General features: G+C 68.5%; 16 protein-coding genes. 9 read left to right on the plus strand and 7 right to left on the minus strand.

Annotated features, from left to right (window positions below):
• Window positions 1-31 precede the first annotated feature (31 nt).
• Window positions 32-853 (minus strand): tryptophan 2,3-dioxygenase, encoded by an 822-nt coding sequence (locus EV647_RS01930; protein WP_133997454.1) that lies wholly within the window; start codon window positions 851-853, stop codon window positions 32-34.
• A gap of 83 nt (window positions 854-936) precedes the next feature.
• On the opposite strand from EV647_RS01930, the gene EV647_RS01935 reads away from it, so the two are divergent.
• From EV647_RS01935 to EV647_RS01970, 8 genes are all read left to right on the plus strand, one after another.
• Window positions 937-1,452, plus strand: coding sequence for a hypothetical protein (locus EV647_RS01935; protein WP_133997457.1), 516 nt, complete (start codon window positions 937-939; stop codon window positions 1,450-1,452).
• A 67-nt stretch (window positions 1,453-1,519) separates the two neighbouring features.
• Window positions 1,520-2,977 carry a glycoside hydrolase family 76 protein gene (locus EV647_RS01940; protein ID WP_133997460.1) on the plus strand — a complete coding sequence of 486 codons (1,458 nt, stop codon included), beginning with the start codon at window positions 1,520-1,522 and terminating at the stop codon, window positions 2,975-2,977.
• Window positions 2,978-3,118: 141 nt separating this feature from the next.
• A complete protein-coding gene (locus EV647_RS01945) occupies window positions 3,119-5,179 on the plus strand; it encodes a hypothetical protein (protein WP_133997463.1) in 2,061 nt (686 codons plus the stop codon).
• Window positions 5,176-5,679 (plus strand): hypothetical protein, encoded by a 504-nt coding sequence (locus EV647_RS01950; RefSeq protein ID WP_133997466.1) that lies wholly within the window; start codon window positions 5,176-5,178, stop codon window positions 5,677-5,679. Before EV647_RS01945 ends, EV647_RS01950 begins: the two co-directional genes overlap by 4 nt.
• The gene (locus tag EV647_RS01955; RefSeq protein WP_133997469.1) at window positions 5,672-8,146 is read left to right on the plus strand and encodes an Hsp70 family protein; all 2,475 of its coding nucleotides are present in this window, start codon (window positions 5,672-5,674) and stop codon (window positions 8,144-8,146) included. Before EV647_RS01950 ends, EV647_RS01955 begins: the two co-directional genes overlap by 8 nt.
• On the plus strand, window positions 8,143-9,057 hold the full coding sequence (locus tag EV647_RS01960; protein WP_133997472.1) for a hypothetical protein: 915 nt from the start codon (window positions 8,143-8,145) through the stop codon (window positions 9,055-9,057). Before EV647_RS01955 ends, EV647_RS01960 begins: the two co-directional genes overlap by 4 nt.
• A 16-nt stretch (window positions 9,058-9,073) precedes the next feature.
• Window positions 9,074-9,565: a DUF2505 domain-containing protein gene (locus EV647_RS01965; protein WP_133997475.1), complete on the plus strand. Its 492-nt coding sequence runs from the start codon at window positions 9,074-9,076 to the stop codon at window positions 9,563-9,565.
• 128 nt (window positions 9,566-9,693) lie between these two features.
• Window positions 9,694-9,915, plus strand: coding sequence for a hypothetical protein (locus EV647_RS01970; protein WP_238176970.1), 222 nt, complete (start codon window positions 9,694-9,696; stop codon window positions 9,913-9,915).
• A gap of 4 nt (window positions 9,916-9,919) precedes the next feature.
• On the opposite strand, the gene EV647_RS01975 is transcribed toward EV647_RS01970, so the two are convergent.
• Together EV647_RS01975 and EV647_RS01980 are read right to left on the minus strand one after the other, a co-directional pair.
• Window positions 9,920-10,597, minus strand: coding sequence for a hypothetical protein (locus tag EV647_RS01975; protein ID WP_133997479.1), 678 nt, complete (start codon window positions 10,595-10,597; stop codon window positions 9,920-9,922).
• A 47-nt stretch (window positions 10,598-10,644) separates the two neighbouring features.
• On the minus strand, window positions 10,645-11,520 hold the full coding sequence (locus EV647_RS01980) for a triacylglycerol lipase (protein ID WP_133997482.1): 876 nt from the start codon (window positions 11,518-11,520) through the stop codon (window positions 10,645-10,647).
• Between the two features lie 140 nt (window positions 11,521-11,660).
• Between EV647_RS01980 and EV647_RS01985 the strand changes: the two genes are divergently transcribed.
• On the plus strand, window positions 11,661-12,293 hold the full coding sequence (locus EV647_RS01985; RefSeq protein ID WP_133790388.1) for a TetR/AcrR family transcriptional regulator: 633 nt from the start codon (window positions 11,661-11,663) through the stop codon (window positions 12,291-12,293).
• 2 nt (window positions 12,294-12,295) lie between these two features.
• Here EV647_RS01985 and EV647_RS01990 read toward each other — a convergent pair whose 3' ends face one another.
• The 4 genes from EV647_RS01990 to EV647_RS02005 all read right to left on the minus strand — a co-directional run bounded on the left by EV647_RS01990 (window position 12,296) and on the right by EV647_RS02005 (window position 16,588).
• Complete coding sequence (locus tag EV647_RS01990; protein ID WP_133997485.1) at window positions 12,296-13,348, minus strand: hypothetical protein; 1,053 nt, start codon at window positions 13,346-13,348, stop codon at window positions 12,296-12,298.
• 79 nt (window positions 13,349-13,427) lie between these two features.
• A complete protein-coding gene (gene pruA / locus EV647_RS01995) occupies window positions 13,428-15,056 on the minus strand; it encodes an L-glutamate gamma-semialdehyde dehydrogenase (RefSeq protein ID WP_133997488.1) in 1,629 nt (542 codons plus the stop codon).
• A gap of 116 nt (window positions 15,057-15,172) precedes the next feature.
• Complete coding sequence (locus EV647_RS02000; RefSeq protein WP_133997492.1) at window positions 15,173-15,646, minus strand: VOC family protein; 474 nt, start codon at window positions 15,644-15,646, stop codon at window positions 15,173-15,175.
• Between the two features lie 18 nt (window positions 15,647-15,664).
• Window positions 15,665-16,588 carry a Ku protein gene (locus EV647_RS02005; protein ID WP_133997713.1) on the minus strand — a complete coding sequence of 308 codons (924 nt, stop codon included), beginning with the start codon at window positions 16,586-16,588 and terminating at the stop codon, window positions 15,665-15,667.
• Window positions 16,589-16,593: the final 5 nt, after the last annotated feature.

Raw genomic sequence — 16,593 nt, forward strand, 5'->3', positions numbered from 1 at the left:
CGGAACCACAGGCGATCTGTTCCGGAGAGGGTCAGAGGTTGCTGCGGAGGTTCCAGAGGAGGGGGTAGTAGCGGAGGTCGAGGCGGCTGCGCAGGTAGGTGGCGCCGGAGGAGCCTCCGGTGCCCGGTTTGGTGCCGATCATGCGCTCGACCATGACCACGTGTCGCGCGCGCCACGCCGCGGCCAGTTCGTCGTGCTGGACCAGCGCCTCGGCGAGTTCCCAGATGGCGGCGTAGTGCGAGCGGTCGCCGGCGATCTTGCGCAGGGCGTCGCGGATGGCGTCCTCGGAGTCGGTGTCGAAGCCGCCCTTCCGCAGTACGTCGAGGTACGCGTCCCAGAGCGTCGGCTCCTCCAGCCGGCGCCGCAACCGGTCCTGCTCAACCGCGGTCAGCCCGCGGAAACGGCGTACGAAGGACGGATCCTTCGCGCCGGAGAGGAACTCGATCTCCCGGAACTGCACGGACTGGAACCCGGACGCCGGCGACAACCGGTGCCGGAACTCACCGAAGTCCTGCGGCGTCATCGTCTCGAGAATGTCGACCTGCTGCGTCAGCACGCGCTCGATCGTGTGCACCCGCCGCAGCAGGTGCTCGGCCAGCCAGTGCTCCCCGGCGAGCATCGCGTCCCGGGACGCGGTCAGCTCGTGCAGGATCTGCTTGAACCACAGCTCGTACACCTGGTGGATCGTGATGAACAGCAGCTCGTCGTGCGCCGGCGGGTCCGACTCCAGCCGCTGCTGGTCGAGCAACTCGGTCAGACGCAGGTAGCTCCCGTACGTGAGCCGTCCGCCCTCCTCACCGAAGTGCACGTCGACTCCGCCCCACTGTCCAGCAACCCCGTCATCAGTGCTCATGTGACGGAGACTAGCCGACCGTTCCGTGACCGGTCAGTGATTCGTTCGTTGGTTCTCAGGTACGCCGAGTTTCTAGGAGTTGCATGTCCGCCACGGTCGAGAGCCCGATCGTCCCGGGACCGGTTCAGGGTCCCACCCGGGAAGAGCCGCTGATCGAGGCGTTGCTGCTCGACGACTACCGGTCGCTCGTCCACCTCGCTTACCTGATCCTCCCGCCTGCGATCAGCCGGGCGAGGCGGGTGGCGGCCGCGCATGCCGTCGTCCAGCGGGCGCTCCCGCCGGGGCTCGTGCTGCCGAGGGATCTGGTGCTCCCGTCGAGCCTGATCGTGGCGCCGGATGTCAGGGTCCCGGCGACCAGGCTCCGGGAGTTCATGCGCCGCCGGGTCGTCGAGGAAGCAACCCGGCAGGCGGAGCGCCGGTCGTTCCTCGCCCGCCTCGGCAGCGCACTCGCACCGTCCGACGAACTCGGCTTCGAGCCGTGCACGACCCGCCCCGACCGGTCCGCCATCGCCCGCCGCCGCGCCCGCGGCCGCCGCTTCGCGATCACCACCGTCCTGGTCCTCACCGCAGGGATCCTCGCAGCACTGCTGATGTCTTGACGTAGAGTCGCCACCCACCTACCTTCGGTGGCACCGCCTTCTTCCTACCGCCCCAGGGAGATCTGTGATGTACGTTGGAATCGTTTCCAGCCTGTCCCTGCTGATCGCTCCCCTCGGCGCGCCACCACCGCCGCCGGCTGAGACCCCACAGGTGAACATGTCCACCCAGGCAACGATCTGCAACAAGTACTGCGACACCCGCGACCCTGCCCTCGCGCCCAGCGACCGGGCTCCCGTCTCCACCACGATCTTCGGCCGCACGATCACCCTGCACTTCGACGACGACGACGCGATGGGGTGGGCCTCGATCGAGAACGGCAACCCCGGCGACGAGGTCTGGCTGGACCGTTCGATGGACGGCGGCCGCACCTGGTCCGGCGGCAGCCGCCTCGGCAACACCGCGATCCCGAGCGGTCAACGCGGCTGGCGCACGCAGATGTACAACGTCGACGACTGGAACAACCTCGGCGTCGGAGCACTCCGCGCCTGCGGCAAGGCCGGCGATCGCGCCGACATCGCCTGCACGCCGTGGGCCCGTACGACGTGGAACGCGTGGGACCGTCGTACGGCGGCCGCGACCGCGCTGATGCAGAACTACAACCTGGCCAGTGGGCTGTTCGACACCACGGGCTGGTGGAACTCGGCCAACGCGCTGAACGCGTTGATCGACAACGCCAGGGTCAGCGGGATGCAGAGCTACAAGTACGCGATCGGCAAGACGTACGACCTGAACCTGAACAAGTTCGAGGGCCAGTTCCGCAACGACTACATCGACGACACCGGGTGGTGGGGGCTCGCGTGGGTTGCGGCGTACGACCTCACCGGCGAGGCCCGCTACCTGCAGACGGCGCGTGCGGACGCCGATCACATGGCGGCGTACTGGGACAACACCTGCGGCGGCGGTGTCTGGTGGAGCGAGGCGAAGACGTACAAGAACGCGATCTCGAACTCGCTCTACATCCAGCTGAACGCGCAGTTGCACAGCCGGATCGGCGACGACACGACGTACCTGCAACGCGCGCAGGCCGGCTGGACGTGGTTCCAGCAGACCGGGATGATCAACGGCTCGAACCTGGTGAACGACGGGATCGACCTGTCCACGTGCAGGAACAACGGCGACACCGCGTGGACGTACAACCAGGGCGTGCTGATCGGCGCGCTCACCGAGTTGTCCAAGGCAACGAACAACTCGGCGTACCTGACGTCCGCCCGCCGGCTCGCCGACGCGTCGACCACCGCGTCGTCGCTGCACACCGCCGACGGCATCCTGCGCGAGCCGTGCGAGAACGGCGACTGCGGTGGCGACGGCCCGTCGTTCAAGGGCGCGCACGTCCGCGGCCTCGGCAAGCTGAACGCGGCGCTGTCCGACCACCCGTACACGTCCTACCTGCAACGCCAGGCCGACCGCGCCTTCGCCGCCGACCGGACGCCGATGGATCAGTACGGTCTGCGCTGGTACGGCCCGGTCGACACACTCGACGCCGCCCGCCAGCAATCCGGCCTCGATCTACTGAACGCCGTCTGAAAATGCAGGTTCGATACAAGGTCTGTCCACAGGGGATCCAGGGGAGGTCCAGACCGGTCTGAATGCGTCTCGAACGGTCTGTTTCCGGTGCCAAGGTGAAGTGACGGGTCCACAGGACCCCACAACCCTGGGGGTGAGCCGATGGCGGATCCGATCGTCGACGAGTTGCGCAGACTTGCCGGGCCGGACCTGTACCGGCGGAACGCCTTCCGGATCAGCGGGCTGCTCGCGGACGCGAACGCGCGCACCACCCGTCAGGTCGCGCAGCGGTTGCGTGCGGCGCTCGAGGTCGGAGCCGACATCGATCTCGGTGCGGCGACCTCTCGCGACCCGCACGAGATCCAGGCCGCCTGCGACCTGATCCTCGGCGACCCGCGCCGCCGGCTGGTCCACGAGGTGTTCGCTCCCTGGGGCGACGACGTCTCCGGCTGCGGCTGCCACCCCAAGGTGCACGAGGACCACGATGCCGCGGTCGCAGCCCACAACGACTCGATCGATCGCGAGCAGAGCCGCGGTACGCCGGACGCCGAGTGGAGCCGCGCCTCGCAGTCCTGGTCGAGGGTCGTCGGCGCGCTGACGAACCACCTGGAGTACCGGGTCCGCGAGCTCGACGACCGGCAGCTCGACGACTCGGCCGTTGCCGGGATCGAGCGGGAACTGCCGCGGACCCTCGTGCAGCCGGCCGTCGATCTCGCAGTGGCCGGTCCGCTCGGCCGGGCGGGCATGCTCGTCAAGACGGCGCGGAGGTTCCCGAAGGCGGAGACCGTTCACCGCAGCCTGATCGAGGCCGCGGCCGCTCCGTTGTACGAGGACCTGGAGGAACGCCGTACGCAGGTCGCCCGGCGGATCGGCGAGGAGCCGGTCGATCCGATCGTCGCCGAGATCGAACGCGACCTGCTGCCGCACCTGCAACGGCTGGACGCCCTGCTCCCGCCGGAGCAGAACCACCGGACCTCCGCGCTCCACGACCAGCTCGCGATCCTGCTCAACAATTGCGCCGTCGACCTGATGAACCGCGGCACGGCCGCCGACGGCCGCGCCGAACGCTGGCTGGACCGCGCGACGAAGCTCGTGATCGACCAGCGCGACCGCGACCTGATCGACGAGAACCGGGAGGCGCTGCTCGAGAACCAGCGCGCGATGCGGGAGTTCCGCGAGCAGGTCGACTACCTGTTCCGGATGCGCGGGAAGTACGCCGCGCAACGCCTGCTCCGGCAGGCGCGGGCGCAGCCCAGCTCGCCGTCGGTCCGTGCCGAGATCGACCAAATGCTCGCCGAGCTCGCGGCCGGCACGTTCAACTCGGTCCACTCCCCTCCGCCACAGGTGAAGCGGCCGCCGGTCTCCCCGAAGCGCCGGCGTCGTCGCCGGCTGGTGGCCTGGCTGCTTGTCCTCGCGCTGATCGGTCTCGGCGTATGGCACTGGTGGCCGCGGAAGCTCAACATCTCCAGCGACAAGATCTCCGACAACGCACCCGCCGGGACCTGCCTGGACCAGACGGACAGTTCGCCGACCGATCTCCGCGGCGCAGACTGCGACTCGCCGCACTGGGGCGAGATCATCGGGTACGTCGCGATCACCAAGGTGCCCGCGACGTATCCGGGTGACGACCAGGCGAACGCGCTCGGCCAGTTCCTGTGCGGCGAGAAGATGGTCCAGCAGCGTCTGAACGCCGACGTGTACGACGTGACCACGCTCCATGCACCCGCGCAACGCTGGAACAACGGCAAGAACTCCAGCAAGTACGAGAACTACGCGGCCTGTGTGGTTCATCGGCACGACGGTCTCGACCTCGAGAGCGGTGTGACACCGATCGCCGAGCTGAAGGATCCGAAGCCGGTCGCGATGGACCTGCAGGCCACGAAGGTCGCCGACAACGCGCCCGTCGGTAGCTGTGTCCAGGGCCGAGTCGACGGCGAAGCGCTCGCCGGCAAAGTCAAGATCGTCCGCTGCAGTGAGTGGCACTGGGGGCAGATCTTCGGCTACCCGACGCTCTACGAGGCCGGTCAGTCCTTCCCCGGCGACAGCGAGGTCAATGCCGTGTCCCGGAACGCCTGCGCAGCCAGGATTCCCAGCCTGCCGGGCTTCGCGACCTGGGTAGGACCGCCGTCGTATCCGTCCTGGGAAGACCCGAACCAGGTCAAGTACGCCGTCTGCTTGGTGCACCGGGCAGACAACAAGCCGTTCAAGGGAGCAGCTGAATGACGTGGGCCTGGTTCCGCCAATGGCGGCAGCACAAGGCGTTCCGGATCGCGGCACCGAGCTGGTCAGGTACGGCGTACGACGACCTGGACCGCTACCTCGCCGAGCTCGGGGAGACCGCTGCTCAACCGGGCGAGGACGCGGACGACCACGCGCTCGCCGAGGCCGCGACCAATCTGTGGCGGGCCCGCCGCAAACTTGCCCAGGGCAACGATGGGCAGGGGAAGCAGGCTGCACGGTATCTGCGGACCTGCGCCAATGCGCTCGCGTCCGCCGGGTTGACCGTTCAGGACCATGACGGCGAGCCGTTCCATGCCGGGCGTTCGGTCGACGTGCTGCTCTACTCCGACGATTCCGAGGTGACGGTGGAGACCGTTGTCGAGACGGTTCGGCCGGCCGTGTACCACCACGATCGGCGGATCCAGACAGCTCAGGTGATCGTCGCCGTACCCACCGGCTCCAAGAACTCGACCAGCTCCGACAGCGAGGACAGCCATGCGTGACACCATCGATATCGGGATCGATCTCGGCACCACCAACAGCGCGATCGCCCTGGCCGAGGGCGACACGGTCACGGTGATCAAGAACAACGAGAGCCAGGACACCACACCGTCGGCGGTCTGGATGCCGCGCGCGGGTGAGGTCAGGGTCGGCGCGAAGGCCCGTACCCGGGTCGAATCGGATCCGGAGAACACCGCGTCCGAGTTCAAGCTGGAGATGGGTCTGGCGGATGTGGCTCGCAGGTTTGCGAGGGCCGGCGTCCAGCTCACGCCGCCGCAACTGTCGGCCGAAGTCCTGAAGTCGTTGCGCAATGACGCGACCCGGTTCCTGAACGACGCTCCGACCGCGGCCGTCATCACGGTCCCGGCGGCGTTCGCGCTGAACCAGAACAAGGCGACCGTCGAGGCGGCCACGTTGGCCGGTTTCGTTCCCGGCTCGCCGTTGCTCCAGGAGCCGACCGCGGCCGCGTTCGCGTACGGGCTGCAGGACACCAGCGACCGGGCGTACTGGATGGTGTTCGACTTCGGCGGCGGGACCTTCGACGCCGCGGTGGTGAACAAGCGCGACGGCGAGCTGCGCGTGCTGCACCACGCCGGCGACCCGTACCTGGGCGGCAAGCTGATCGACTGGGCGCTCGTCGAGCGAGTGCTCGCACCGGCCGCCGCGTCGGAGTTCGGGCTGTCCGACTTCCACCGCGACAACCCGCGCCACGCGCGGAACTTCGCCCGGTTGAAGGCGGCCGCCGAGGAAGCGAAGATCGCGCTCTCCGGCATCGAGTCGACGTCCGTCCTGGTCGAGTTGGACACGCCGGGCGGCGACAGCGAGACGTTCGACTTCACCCTCAGCCGCGGCGCCCTCGACCGCGTCGCCGAGCCGTACTACGTGCGCGCGATCAACCTCTGCCGCGAGGCGATGCGCGAGAACGGCCTGTCGGCGGACGCGATCGACAAGCTGCTCCTGGTCGGCGGCGTCACGCTCTCCCCCGGCCTGCGCGAACGGCTCGCGGACCCGGCCGACGGGATCGGGATCTCGTTGGAGACCCGGTTGGACCCGTCGACCGTGGTCGCCCGCGGCGCGGCGTTGTTCGCGAGCACCATTCGGCATCCCGCGCGGCTGGCCGCGGCCCCCGCAGCGGGCGAGTTCGCCGTCGAACTCTCGTACGAACCGGCCGTCACCACCACCACGACGACCGTGGCAGGCCGGCTGCGCGCCGGGCGCGACCTGGATTGGACCGGGTATTCCGTGGTCCTCGCGAACCCCGAGGGCCGGCCGCCGTTCCGGACCGCGAACATCGCGCTGAACCGGGTCGGCGCGTTCGCGACCGAGGTCGACGTGGACGAGCGCCGTACGTCGCGATTCACCGTCGAGCTGATCGACCCGGCCGGCGCGCCGCAGAAGGTGGTCCCGAACACGTTGTCGATCACGCACCGGACCGAGACGTTCGGCGGCGCGCGGCTCGCGCACTCGCTCGGCATCCAGCTGGCCGACAAGACGTTCTCGCCGCTGCTCCGCAAGGGCGCCGGGGTTCCGACGACGGCCCACGGGAAGTTCCGTACGTCGTACACGCTGCTCCGGCGCGACGACGAGGCGATGATCCGGATCCCTGTCGTGCAAGGGGAACGGGTGCGCGCGAACCGGAACCGGCCGGTCGGGCTGCTGACGATCAAGCCGGTCGACCTGCGGATGGATCTGCCGGTCGGGACCGAGGTCGAGGTCACGTTCGAGGTGGACGCGTCGAACCTGGTGACGGTGGTCGCCGACGTACCGCTGATCGGGGCGCAGTTCGAAGCAGAGATCGACCTCGGGTCGGTGCGGACGCCGTCGGCCGACGTACTGACCCGGCAACTCGCGGAAGCCGAGGATCGGTACGACAGGTTGCAGCGGTCGGCTGATCTGCGGGATGTGGACGAGCGGTTGCGGCGGCTGGAGGCCGAGGGCACGTTGCCGACCGTTCGGGAGCAGGTACGGGCGTCTGCGACCGACGCTGGTGCGGCGGCGACGGCCGAGGACCGGCTGCGGGACTTCCAGGCGGAACTGGACGACATTGACGATCTGGCGGCGTTGCCGGGTCGTACACGGGGGTTGCTCGATCTCCTCGCGGAGGCGGGCGAGTTGGTTCAGCAGGCAGGAGCGGTACGGGACGAGCAGGAGCTGACCGCGTTGCGAGAGGCGGCGCAGCAGGCGATCGACGACCGCGATCTCAAGGCGATCGACGCGGCGACGGAGCGGACCGAGATCTTCATGGCGCGGCTCTATCGGAGGCAGCCGGGGTGGTACGAGGCCGTGTACTGGGAGGTTGTCCGGTCGCCCGGGATGTTGCCGCCGACCGCTGAGGCGGATCGGCTGGTGGCCGAGGGGCGGGACGCGATCAACCGGCGCGACGAGCGTTCGCTGGAACACGTCGTACAGCAGATGATCCGGCTCCTTCCGCGCGATGAGCGGGAGATCATCATCGGACTCACGCAATGACCGCCTTTCGCCAGCAGGTGGCCCTGGGCCGAGCCGCCGAGCTGGCCCGTCAGGGGGACCTGTCTGGTGCGGCCACCTTGCTCACCGACCTCGAAGACCCGTCGGTCGAGGTCCTCGACCTACTAGCCCGAATCCGAGCCCAGCAGAGGAGGTGGGACGAGGCCGATGCGCTGTGGGCGGAGGTGGTGAAGACCGCTGGAGGCACAGGTACTGCGGCGGGGGCGGTGGCGGGGCGGCGGATGGTTGCGGCGATTCGTGGGCATCGGCGGGCGGCGCGGCCTGTGCTGCCGGTTGTTGTGGCAGTGGTGCTGGTGGGTGCGGTGGTTGCTGGGGGCGCGGTCGCGTTGGGCGGTCGTGCCGACGAGCCTGTGGCGCAGCCGGCTCAGGTACAGCCGACCGTCACACCAAGTGTTGACACCGGCGCGGAGGAGCGGGCGGCTGAGTTGGCCCGGCGGTTGGCGGCGTTGGAGGCGCAGCGTCGCGCCGAAGCAGCCGCAACCGCGGGCAAGCTGGATGTGATCGCACGACGCGTTGCAGGCGCGGGTGTCCTGGTGCAGCGCGAGAAAGACGCGGTGCGCGTCGTCTTCACGCAGGGCGTGTTCGCAACCGGCACCGACCTCAGCACATCCGGCGAGCGCGCACTCGACGTACTCGGAAAGCGGCTCCCCGGGCTGAAGGCAGGGATCACCGTGACCGGCTACTCGGTCGTCGTACCAGGCGGAACCAACTCCGGCGGCTCACGCACCGCACTCCTACGAGCCCGCGTCGCGACCCAGCAGCTCAGCACCGCGTCGGGTCTCCCGTTGACCGCGTTCACGATGCAGTCCGGCGACCAGGCACACCCGCCGTACCGCACCGACGCCCGGAACCGCACCGTCACGGTCACGTTGACGCCGGTGACCAACGAGTAATGCCATGATGACGGGCATGGAGCTGAAGATGTCGGCGTCGTACGACGCCACCCCCGAGGAAGTGTTCGCGATCGTGACGGACACCGCCTTCCGCGAGCAGGCCTGCGAGAAGACCAAGGCGCTGTCGTACGACGTCACGGTCAGCGCGTCAGGTACCGACACCGTCGTCCGGGTCTCCCGGAAGATGGAGGCCACCGACATCCCCGACATGGCCCGGAAGTTCGTCGGTGACACGTTGACCGTCGTCCAGACCGAGACCTGGCACGCCGCCGCGGCCGACGGCTCGCGGACCGCGGACGTGTCCGGCGAGATCGCCAACACCCCGGTCACCCTGAAGGGCACCGCCCGGATCGCCCAGGACGGCGGTCAGACGGTCCAGGCCATCGACCTCGACGTCAAGGTCGCCGTACCGCTGATCGGCAAGAAGATGGAACCGTTCGTGGTGGACGCGATCCGCTCCGGCCTCCAGAAGGAACACGACCTCGGCCACGACTGGGCCGGCAAGTAATCCGCCTAGGTCCTGTCTGGTGGATCACCAGACAGGACCTAACCACGACCGGGCCGTGTCGTTGCGCTGACTGCGTCGCCTCCGGTGGCAACCTGAGAAGAAGTGTTGCACCGGAGGTGACCCGTTTGATGCCCCGTTTGATGCAGAGTTCCCTGCGAAAGAAGCACGATCGCACCCCGTCGACAACCGACGCGGACCAGTACTGCGCGTTCTGCGCCGCCGTGATGCCCTTCGAACGCATCGAGCCCTCGGACTACCTGGTCGACGAGCCCGACGAGTGGATCTGCGTCAAGTGCGGCTCCGCCCTCCTGGTAGACCCACCCACCCAACAACTCCACCAATCCGCCTGACTCCCTACGGCTGGTTTGTGGTGTCGGCTGTGGTGAGGGCTTTGCGCATGGCTTCGCGTACGTCGGGGGGCCAGGGGCCGGTGTTGGTGAGGGGGATCTCGGTCATGAAGCGGCGTTCTGGCTCGGGGATGGTTGTTGCCACGAGATTCGGATCGTCGACGACCGCCGCGTAGAGCCTCGGGCCGTCGGCGCCGAAGAGGTCCGCGGCGACCAGGCCGCCGTCCGCGTTGCGCATGATGTTGTCCGGGTTGTCGTCCAGCTTCGGCGCGAACCAGTGCAGCTCGCGGCGCCCCCGCTCGTGCACGCGCCAGACGACCTCCGCGAGCTCGGCAACCGCCGGCTCCCGCGCCGCCAGCGCCCGGTGGAACTCCGCCGCCTCGTCCGCATCGACGGGCTCGAGCCACTCCATGATCTGCAGGTCCCCGCCGCCCACCAGCCGGCGGTGCGCGAACAGCCGCGGTACCTGACGGGTGTGCGCGGCCTCCCGATACAACGCCACCGTGTACGGCGCTGTCGGATCGAACGGACTGATCCGCGCTGCCGCACGACCGTCCGGAGCCCGCAACGCAATCGCCCAATCACCCGCCCCACAAGGAGTCCACCCAGCCTCTCGCAGTACCCGTTCCGTGTCCCGGTGGTCGGCTGCACGCCCCAGCAACCTGAGCGTCTCGTCGGGTGTCACTTTGGAGAGAATAGGCAACCGCGTGTGTCGCCGCCTCCGAGTAAGAGCTACAGCGGAGGGCCGAAGGCGCAAGTCACCCGCGTCGCACGGGTGGGGTCGAGAGCGTTGGCTACCAGTTGGGCAACAGTCGGGTCGAAGGCCAGGCCGACGTGGCCGACCGTGTCCAGCGGGCAGGTGTCCTGCACGAACTCGTTGGTCACGCCGGGCTCGCGGATGAACGACGTCTCGTGCGGTGTCACCAGCGCGTCGAAGCGGGACGCAATCACGGTGTACTTCACGCCTGGCTGCGCGATCGGGCCCGCGGTCAGCTGTGCGACGGCTGAGCCGCCGACGATGAGTTCGTCGCAGGCCGGGCAGCCGAATTGCCGTAGGACCTGGTCGACGAGCGGGCCCAGGCCGAGGTAGTCACCCACGCTGACCAGCCCGCCGAACGTCGTACCGTGCGTCGGCGGCGCCAGTGCGATCACCTTGCCGACCTGATCGGCGTACCCGAGGACCTTCGGTCCGTAGATGGACTGGAAGCCGCCCTCGGAGTGGCCCACGATGTCGACCTTCGCGGCACCGGTCGTCCGGCGGACTCGCTGGACGAAGGACGCGATCTCCGCGGACGACTGCGCGATCGAAAGCGTGCCACCGACCGGGATCGCCGGGGTTGCCTGGCCGTAGGTGAGGGTGAAGGCGCAGTAGCCCTTCGCGGCGAGGAACGGGCCGAGGTACGAGTAGTTTCCGGGGCCGTTGCCACCGAGGCCGTGCAGCAGGACGAGCGGGTTCGGGTGCGCGGCCGACGGTTTGCACGTCCAGTCGTCGAACCCTGACGCCGTCGCACCAGCTGTGCTCGCGGTTGCGGGGCTGGAGGTGATCGCTGCGGTAAGGAGGAAGGCGGCGAGCAGGGCCGCGGCGGTTCGGCGGAGGCGGTGGCGCATGACAAACTCCCCGTGAATGTGTCGACGAGTGATCAGTAGATCACGGGTAGTGGAGCACGTCGGCCGGTTATAAACAAGAGGTCGTGTTCATAACAAGATCTCTCGGTTACGGATCGGCCACTCGGGGTAGTGTCCTGCGCATGGGTCGCACGATACGGGGACTGGACGCCGGCCAACGCCGGGCCGAACGACGCGAGCAGTTGCTGGACGCGGCGCTCAAGCTGTTCGCCGACAACGGGTATCTCGGGACGTCGATCGAGCAGATCTGCAGTACGGCGTACATCGGGACGAAGAGTTTCTACGAGCTGTTCACCAGCCGCGAGGAGTGCTACCTGGCGCTGCTCCGGCGGACCTCCGAACGCCTCGAGGAGCGGATGGAAGACGCCGCCGCGCAGGCTACCGGGAACGAGCGGCAGGAGGCGCCGCGGCTGCTCGCGATCTTCGTGCACGCACTGGTCGACGATCCACGGATCACCAAGGTCACGTTCGGGATGGCGTCCGGCATCTCGGAAGCGGTCGAACGGCAGCGCCGCGCCAACCGGCGGTGGGCGGCCGGCTTCCTCGTCCAGCTCTGGGACCGGTACGACGGACCGCAACCCGAGGAGCAGCGCGCGGCACGGCACAGCGTGGCGATCGGGCTGATCGGCGGCATGTTCGACCTGGTCTCCGACTGGCTGCTGGACGCGGACCTCACCGCTCCACCCCAGGTCGAGGCACTGATCGACGACCTGACCACCTTCTACATCACGGTACGCCGGGGCCTCGCGACCTGACCTCAGTCGAAGACGAGCGTGCGGAGGGCGACATGTCCTTCCTCGTCGATGACGTAATGCGCGTGGCCCTCGTCGTCGACCGCGACGCCCTCGACCCGGCGTACATCGCCGAAGTGATGCACCACCTTGCTCCCGACAACCCGGCCGCTCTCCGGCGGTAGTTCGAAGCGGATGTGCTCGGAGTCCGCGCGAGCACCTTCCGGGTGGTCCGCGAGTACCGTGGCTGACTTGCCCGACGCATCGAGGTCACCCACAACAGCGTCGAACACATCGCCGCCGCGCGTATCGAGCGCCCGGAGTCCCGCCGGTGCCTCCACGCTGCCAGCGTCGCCAAGGATCCAGACGTTGCCACAACGCGGTACGGCGCCGGGATCGTCGAACAGCTCGCCGACGTTCTCGAGCTCCACCAGCACCGGATGCCCGTCGGCGGTCACCGGGTACCGCAGCCCCAGCAGAAGGTTGCCGTTGGCCCGGAACTCGGCCGCCTCGACGTTGATCGGGTGATCGGAGGTGCGAACCGTCCCGTCCCAGCTCTTCGCCTTCAACTGTCCACGAGCGATCGTCGCCTCGACGTACGCCTGCCGCCCGAGCGGCCCGAGAGGCAGCAGATCGAGGTCCGCGAGCGCATCGTTGACCGCCCGATGCAGACCGAACCGGAACCGTACGATCTCCATCGGGACGGGGCCGTCACCGGCGATCGACTGCTCCGCGACCCGTGCGATCCAGGATCGCTTCGCCGACAGCGGGCCGGCCTTCTTCCCGAACTGTGAACCGAGTAAATAGACGTAACCGTCGCGCGCGGCGCACGCCTCGGCGTCCTCGGTCTTACCCGCGCTCAGGCCGGCGTCGGCGTGGATCCGCCGGGCCGACCACCCCTCGTCGAGCGCCGCTCCAGCTGAGTGCACGAGCAACGCGAGCGCGTCCTCCGCGGTCGTCTCGTCCAGCACGGTGACGAACGCTCGGTCCCAACCGTGCCGCGCCAACTCGTCAGGCGTGAAGACGCGGCACAGGTCGGATGCTTCGTTCGGTTCCAGCTGCAGATCAGTCGCATGCATACCCGAGGAACGACGGACCCGGCAGGAGTTCTCCCACAGCCCGCCGATTCCCGGGTAATCCCCGATCTACCCTGATTTCTCAGCCCTGGTGGGGGTAGCGGTAGTCGGTGGGCGGGGTGAAGGTTTCTTTCATCGACCGGGGCGAGGCCCAGCGGATCAGGTTCCACATCGAGCCGGCCTTGTCGTTGGTGCCGGACGCCCGCGCACCGCCGAACGGCTGCTGCCCGACGACCGCGCCGGTCGGCTTGTCGTTGACGTAGAAGTTCCCGGCCGCGAACCGCAGGTACTCCGCCGCCTCCGCCACCGCGTGCCGGTCCTGCGCGATGACCGCACCGGTCAGCCCGTACGGCGCCGAGTGCTCCATGCCCCGCAACACCGAGTCGTAGTCCGCGTCGTCGTACACGTGCACGCCCAGGATCGGGCCGAAGTACTCGGTCGTGAAGATCTCGTCGGCCGGGTCGTCGGAGACCAGCAGCGTCGGGCGGACGAAGTACCCCTCGCTGTCGTCATAGGTGCCACCGGCAACAACCTCGATCGAGTCCGTCGCCCGGGCCCGGTCCAGCGCCGCCTTGTGCTTGGCGAACGCACGGTCGTCGATCACGGCGCCGATGAAGTTCGACAGGTCGGTGACATCGCCCATCGTGATCGCCTCGGTCTCGGCGACGATGTCGTCCCGGATCCGGTCCCACACCGAGCGCGCGACGTACGCCCGGGACGCCGCCGAGCACTTCTGCCCCTGGTACTCGAACGCGCCGCGCACCATCGCGGTCTTCAGCACCGCCGGGTCCGCCGACGGGTGCGCCAGGATGAAGTCCTTGCCGCCGGTCTCCCCGACCAGCCGCGGATAGGTCTTGTACGACGCGATGTTCGCCCCGACCGTGCTCCACAGCGACTGGAACGTCTTCGTCGAGCCGGTGAAGTGGATGCCGGCCAGATCCGGATGGGTCAGCGCCGCCTTGCTGACGTCGATGCCGTCGCCGGTCACCAGGTTGATCACGCCGGCCGGCAGCCCCGCGGCCTCGAACAGCCGCATCGTCCAGTGCGCCGCGAACTGCTGCGTCGGCGACGGCTTCCACACCACGGTGTTGCCCATCAGCGCCGGCGCGGTCGGCAGGTTGCCGGCGATCGCGGTGAAGTTGAACGGCGTGATCGCGTAGACGAAGCCCTCGAGCGGCCGGTAGTCGACCCGGTTCCACACGCCCGGGGACGAGATCGGCTGATCGCTGACGATCTGCCGCGCGAACGCCACGTTGAACCGCAGGAAGTCGATCAGTTCACACGCCGCGTCGATCTCGGCCTGCTGGATCGTCTTCGACTGACCGAGCATGGTGGCCGCGTTCAGCGTGTCGCGCCACGGGCCGGCCAGCAGGTCGGCTGCCTTCAGGAAGATCGCGGCGCGGTCGTCGAAGGACAGTGAGCGCCAGGCCCGAGCCGCTGCCAGCGCCGCGTCGACCGCAGCCTTGCCGTCCGCCTCGGTCGCGTTACCGAGCGTGCCCAGCACGTGCGCGTGCTTGTGCGGCTGCACCACCTGGATCGGCGTACCGCCACCCAGCTTCTGCTCGCCGCCGATCGTGCAGGTCAGGTCGATCGCACCCGCCGCAGTGAACTCCTTGAGCTTCGCCTCCAGACTCGCGCGCTCGACCGACCCGGGCGCATAGCCCTTGACCGGTTCGTTCGCGGGGGTCGGGACAGCGGTGACAGCATCCATGGGTGCGGTGCTCCTCGATCGACTTGACTGGTTCTCAGCAACTTCATGGTGCCATGTCCAACAGCGGACCACGAACCTGACAGGTCCGCTGCGAGGACGGTCACAGAAGCGGACCGTCAGCGGCGCCACGGCATGTGCTGGAGAGCCCAGGTGTTGCCGTCCGGATCCTCGAACCAGGCGTAGTAGACACCGCCGAGGTCCTCGGTCTCGCCGACCTCGACGCCGCGGCCGATGAGCTGCTGCCGGGCGGCTTCGATGTCCTTCACGACCAAATGCAGAGCGCGCATGGATCCTGGCTCCATGTCCGCCATCGGCAGACCCTGGAGCAGGCTGATCGAGCAGTACGAGCCGGGCGGTGTCAGCTGGACGACGCGGACGCCGTCCGCCGGCGAGACGTCCACGTCGACGTGGAACCCGCACTGCTCGGAGTAGAACCGCTTCGCCCGGTCGATGTCGGACACGGGCACCGGGATCAGCTCGAGCAGGAACGCCCCGGGCTGGACCAGCGGCGCACCGGGGTCGTCGGGGATCTCCGAGGCGTCCTTCGGGATGTCGGTGGTGGTCGGTGGCGGAGTCGGCAGATCATTCATCGGAGCTCCCCCGCTTGCTCATGCGGACTTCTTCGTGGCTTTCTTGGCGGCCTTCTTCGCCGTGGTCTTCTTCGCGGCGGTCTTCTTGGCCGGCTCCGCCTTCTTGGCAGCGGCCGACTTCTTCGCCGGTGCCTTCTTCGCCGGTGCCTCACCACCGCCTGCGCGACGCGCCTTGGCGGCCTCGACGGAGGCGCGCAGCGCGGCGACCAGGTCGACGACCTCGGCGCCCTCGGTCTCCTCCTCCTCGGACTCCGGCAGCGGGATGCCTGCCGCCTTCGCCTCGACTACCTTCTCCAGTGCCTGCCGGTACTCGTCGTGGTACTGGTCCGGGTCGAACTCACCGCGCAGCGTGTCGATGTACGACGACGCCATCGCCTTCTCCTGGGACCGGATCTCCACGTCCTCCGGCGGCGCCGCGAACGACTTGTCCCGGACCTCGTCCGGCCACAGCATCACCTGCAGCACCAGGACGTCGTCGACCGTCCGCAGTAGCCCCAGGCTCTCCCGGGACCGCAGCGCGACCTTGACCAGCGCATACAGCTCGGAGCCGTCGAGTGCGTCCCGGAGCAGCACGTACGGCTTGGCGCCAGGTCCGCCGTCGGCCGCCAGGTAGTACGACTTCCCCAGGTACAGCGGGTCGACCTGGTCGGCCGGCACGAACTCCAGCACGTCGATGACCTTCTTGCTGGACAGCGGCAGGTCGGCGAAGTCGTCCGAGTCCAGCACCACCATCCGGCCGTCCGGCATCTCGTACCCCTTGCCGATGTCGGAGTACGGCACCTCTTCGCCGTCGATCGAGCAGATCCGCTTGTACTTGATCCGGCCCCCGTCGGCGACGTGCACCTGACGGAACGAGATGTCCTTCTCCTCGGTCGCGGAGAACACCTTGATCGGGATCGTCACCATCCCGAACGAGATGGCCCCCTTCCAGATCGCCTGCATCGCCA

This window comes from Kribbella sp. VKM Ac-2566 (assembly GCF_004366005.1).
Classification (GTDB): domain Bacteria; phylum Actinomycetota; class Actinomycetes; order Propionibacteriales; family Kribbellaceae; genus Kribbella; species Kribbella pratensis.

Coding starts and splice junctions, on each gene's coding strand:
- EV647_RS01960 (WP_133997472.1), top strand. CDS start 8,143: ATGACCGCCTTTCGCCAGCAGGTGGCCCTGGGCCGAGCCGCCGAGCTG.
- EV647_RS01930 (WP_133997454.1), bottom strand. CDS start 853: ATGAGCACTGATGACGGGGTTGCTGGACAGTGGGGCGGAGTCGACGTG.
- EV647_RS01990 (WP_133997485.1), bottom strand. CDS start 13,348: ATGCATGCGACTGATCTGCAGCTGGAACCGAACGAAGCATCCGACCTG.
- EV647_RS01940 (WP_133997460.1), top strand. CDS start 1,520: ATGTACGTTGGAATCGTTTCCAGCCTGTCCCTGCTGATCGCTCCCCTC.
- pruA (WP_133997488.1), bottom strand. CDS start 15,056: ATGGATGCTGTCACCGCTGTCCCGACCCCCGCGAACGAACCGGTCAAG.
- EV647_RS01955 (WP_133997469.1), top strand. CDS start 5,672: ATGCGTGACACCATCGATATCGGGATCGATCTCGGCACCACCAACAGC.
- EV647_RS01965 (WP_133997475.1), top strand. CDS start 9,074: ATGGAGCTGAAGATGTCGGCGTCGTACGACGCCACCCCCGAGGAAGTG.
- EV647_RS01950 (WP_133997466.1), top strand. CDS start 5,176: ATGACGTGGGCCTGGTTCCGCCAATGGCGGCAGCACAAGGCGTTCCGG.
- EV647_RS01945 (WP_133997463.1), top strand. CDS start 3,119: ATGGCGGATCCGATCGTCGACGAGTTGCGCAGACTTGCCGGGCCGGAC.
- EV647_RS02000 (WP_133997492.1), bottom strand. CDS start 15,646: ATGAATGATCTGCCGACTCCGCCACCGACCACCACCGACATCCCGAAG.
- EV647_RS01980 (WP_133997482.1), bottom strand. CDS start 11,520: ATGCGCCACCGCCTCCGCCGAACCGCCGCGGCCCTGCTCGCCGCCTTC.
- EV647_RS01970 (WP_238176970.1), top strand. CDS start 9,694: ATGCCCCGTTTGATGCAGAGTTCCCTGCGAAAGAAGCACGATCGCACC.
- EV647_RS01935 (WP_133997457.1), top strand. CDS start 937: ATGTCCGCCACGGTCGAGAGCCCGATCGTCCCGGGACCGGTTCAGGGT.
- EV647_RS01985 (WP_133790388.1), top strand. CDS start 11,661: ATGGGTCGCACGATACGGGGACTGGACGCCGGCCAACGCCGGGCCGAA.
- EV647_RS02005 (WP_133997713.1), bottom strand. CDS start 16,588: ATGCAGGCGATCTGGAAGGGGGCCATCTCGTTCGGGATGGTGACGATC.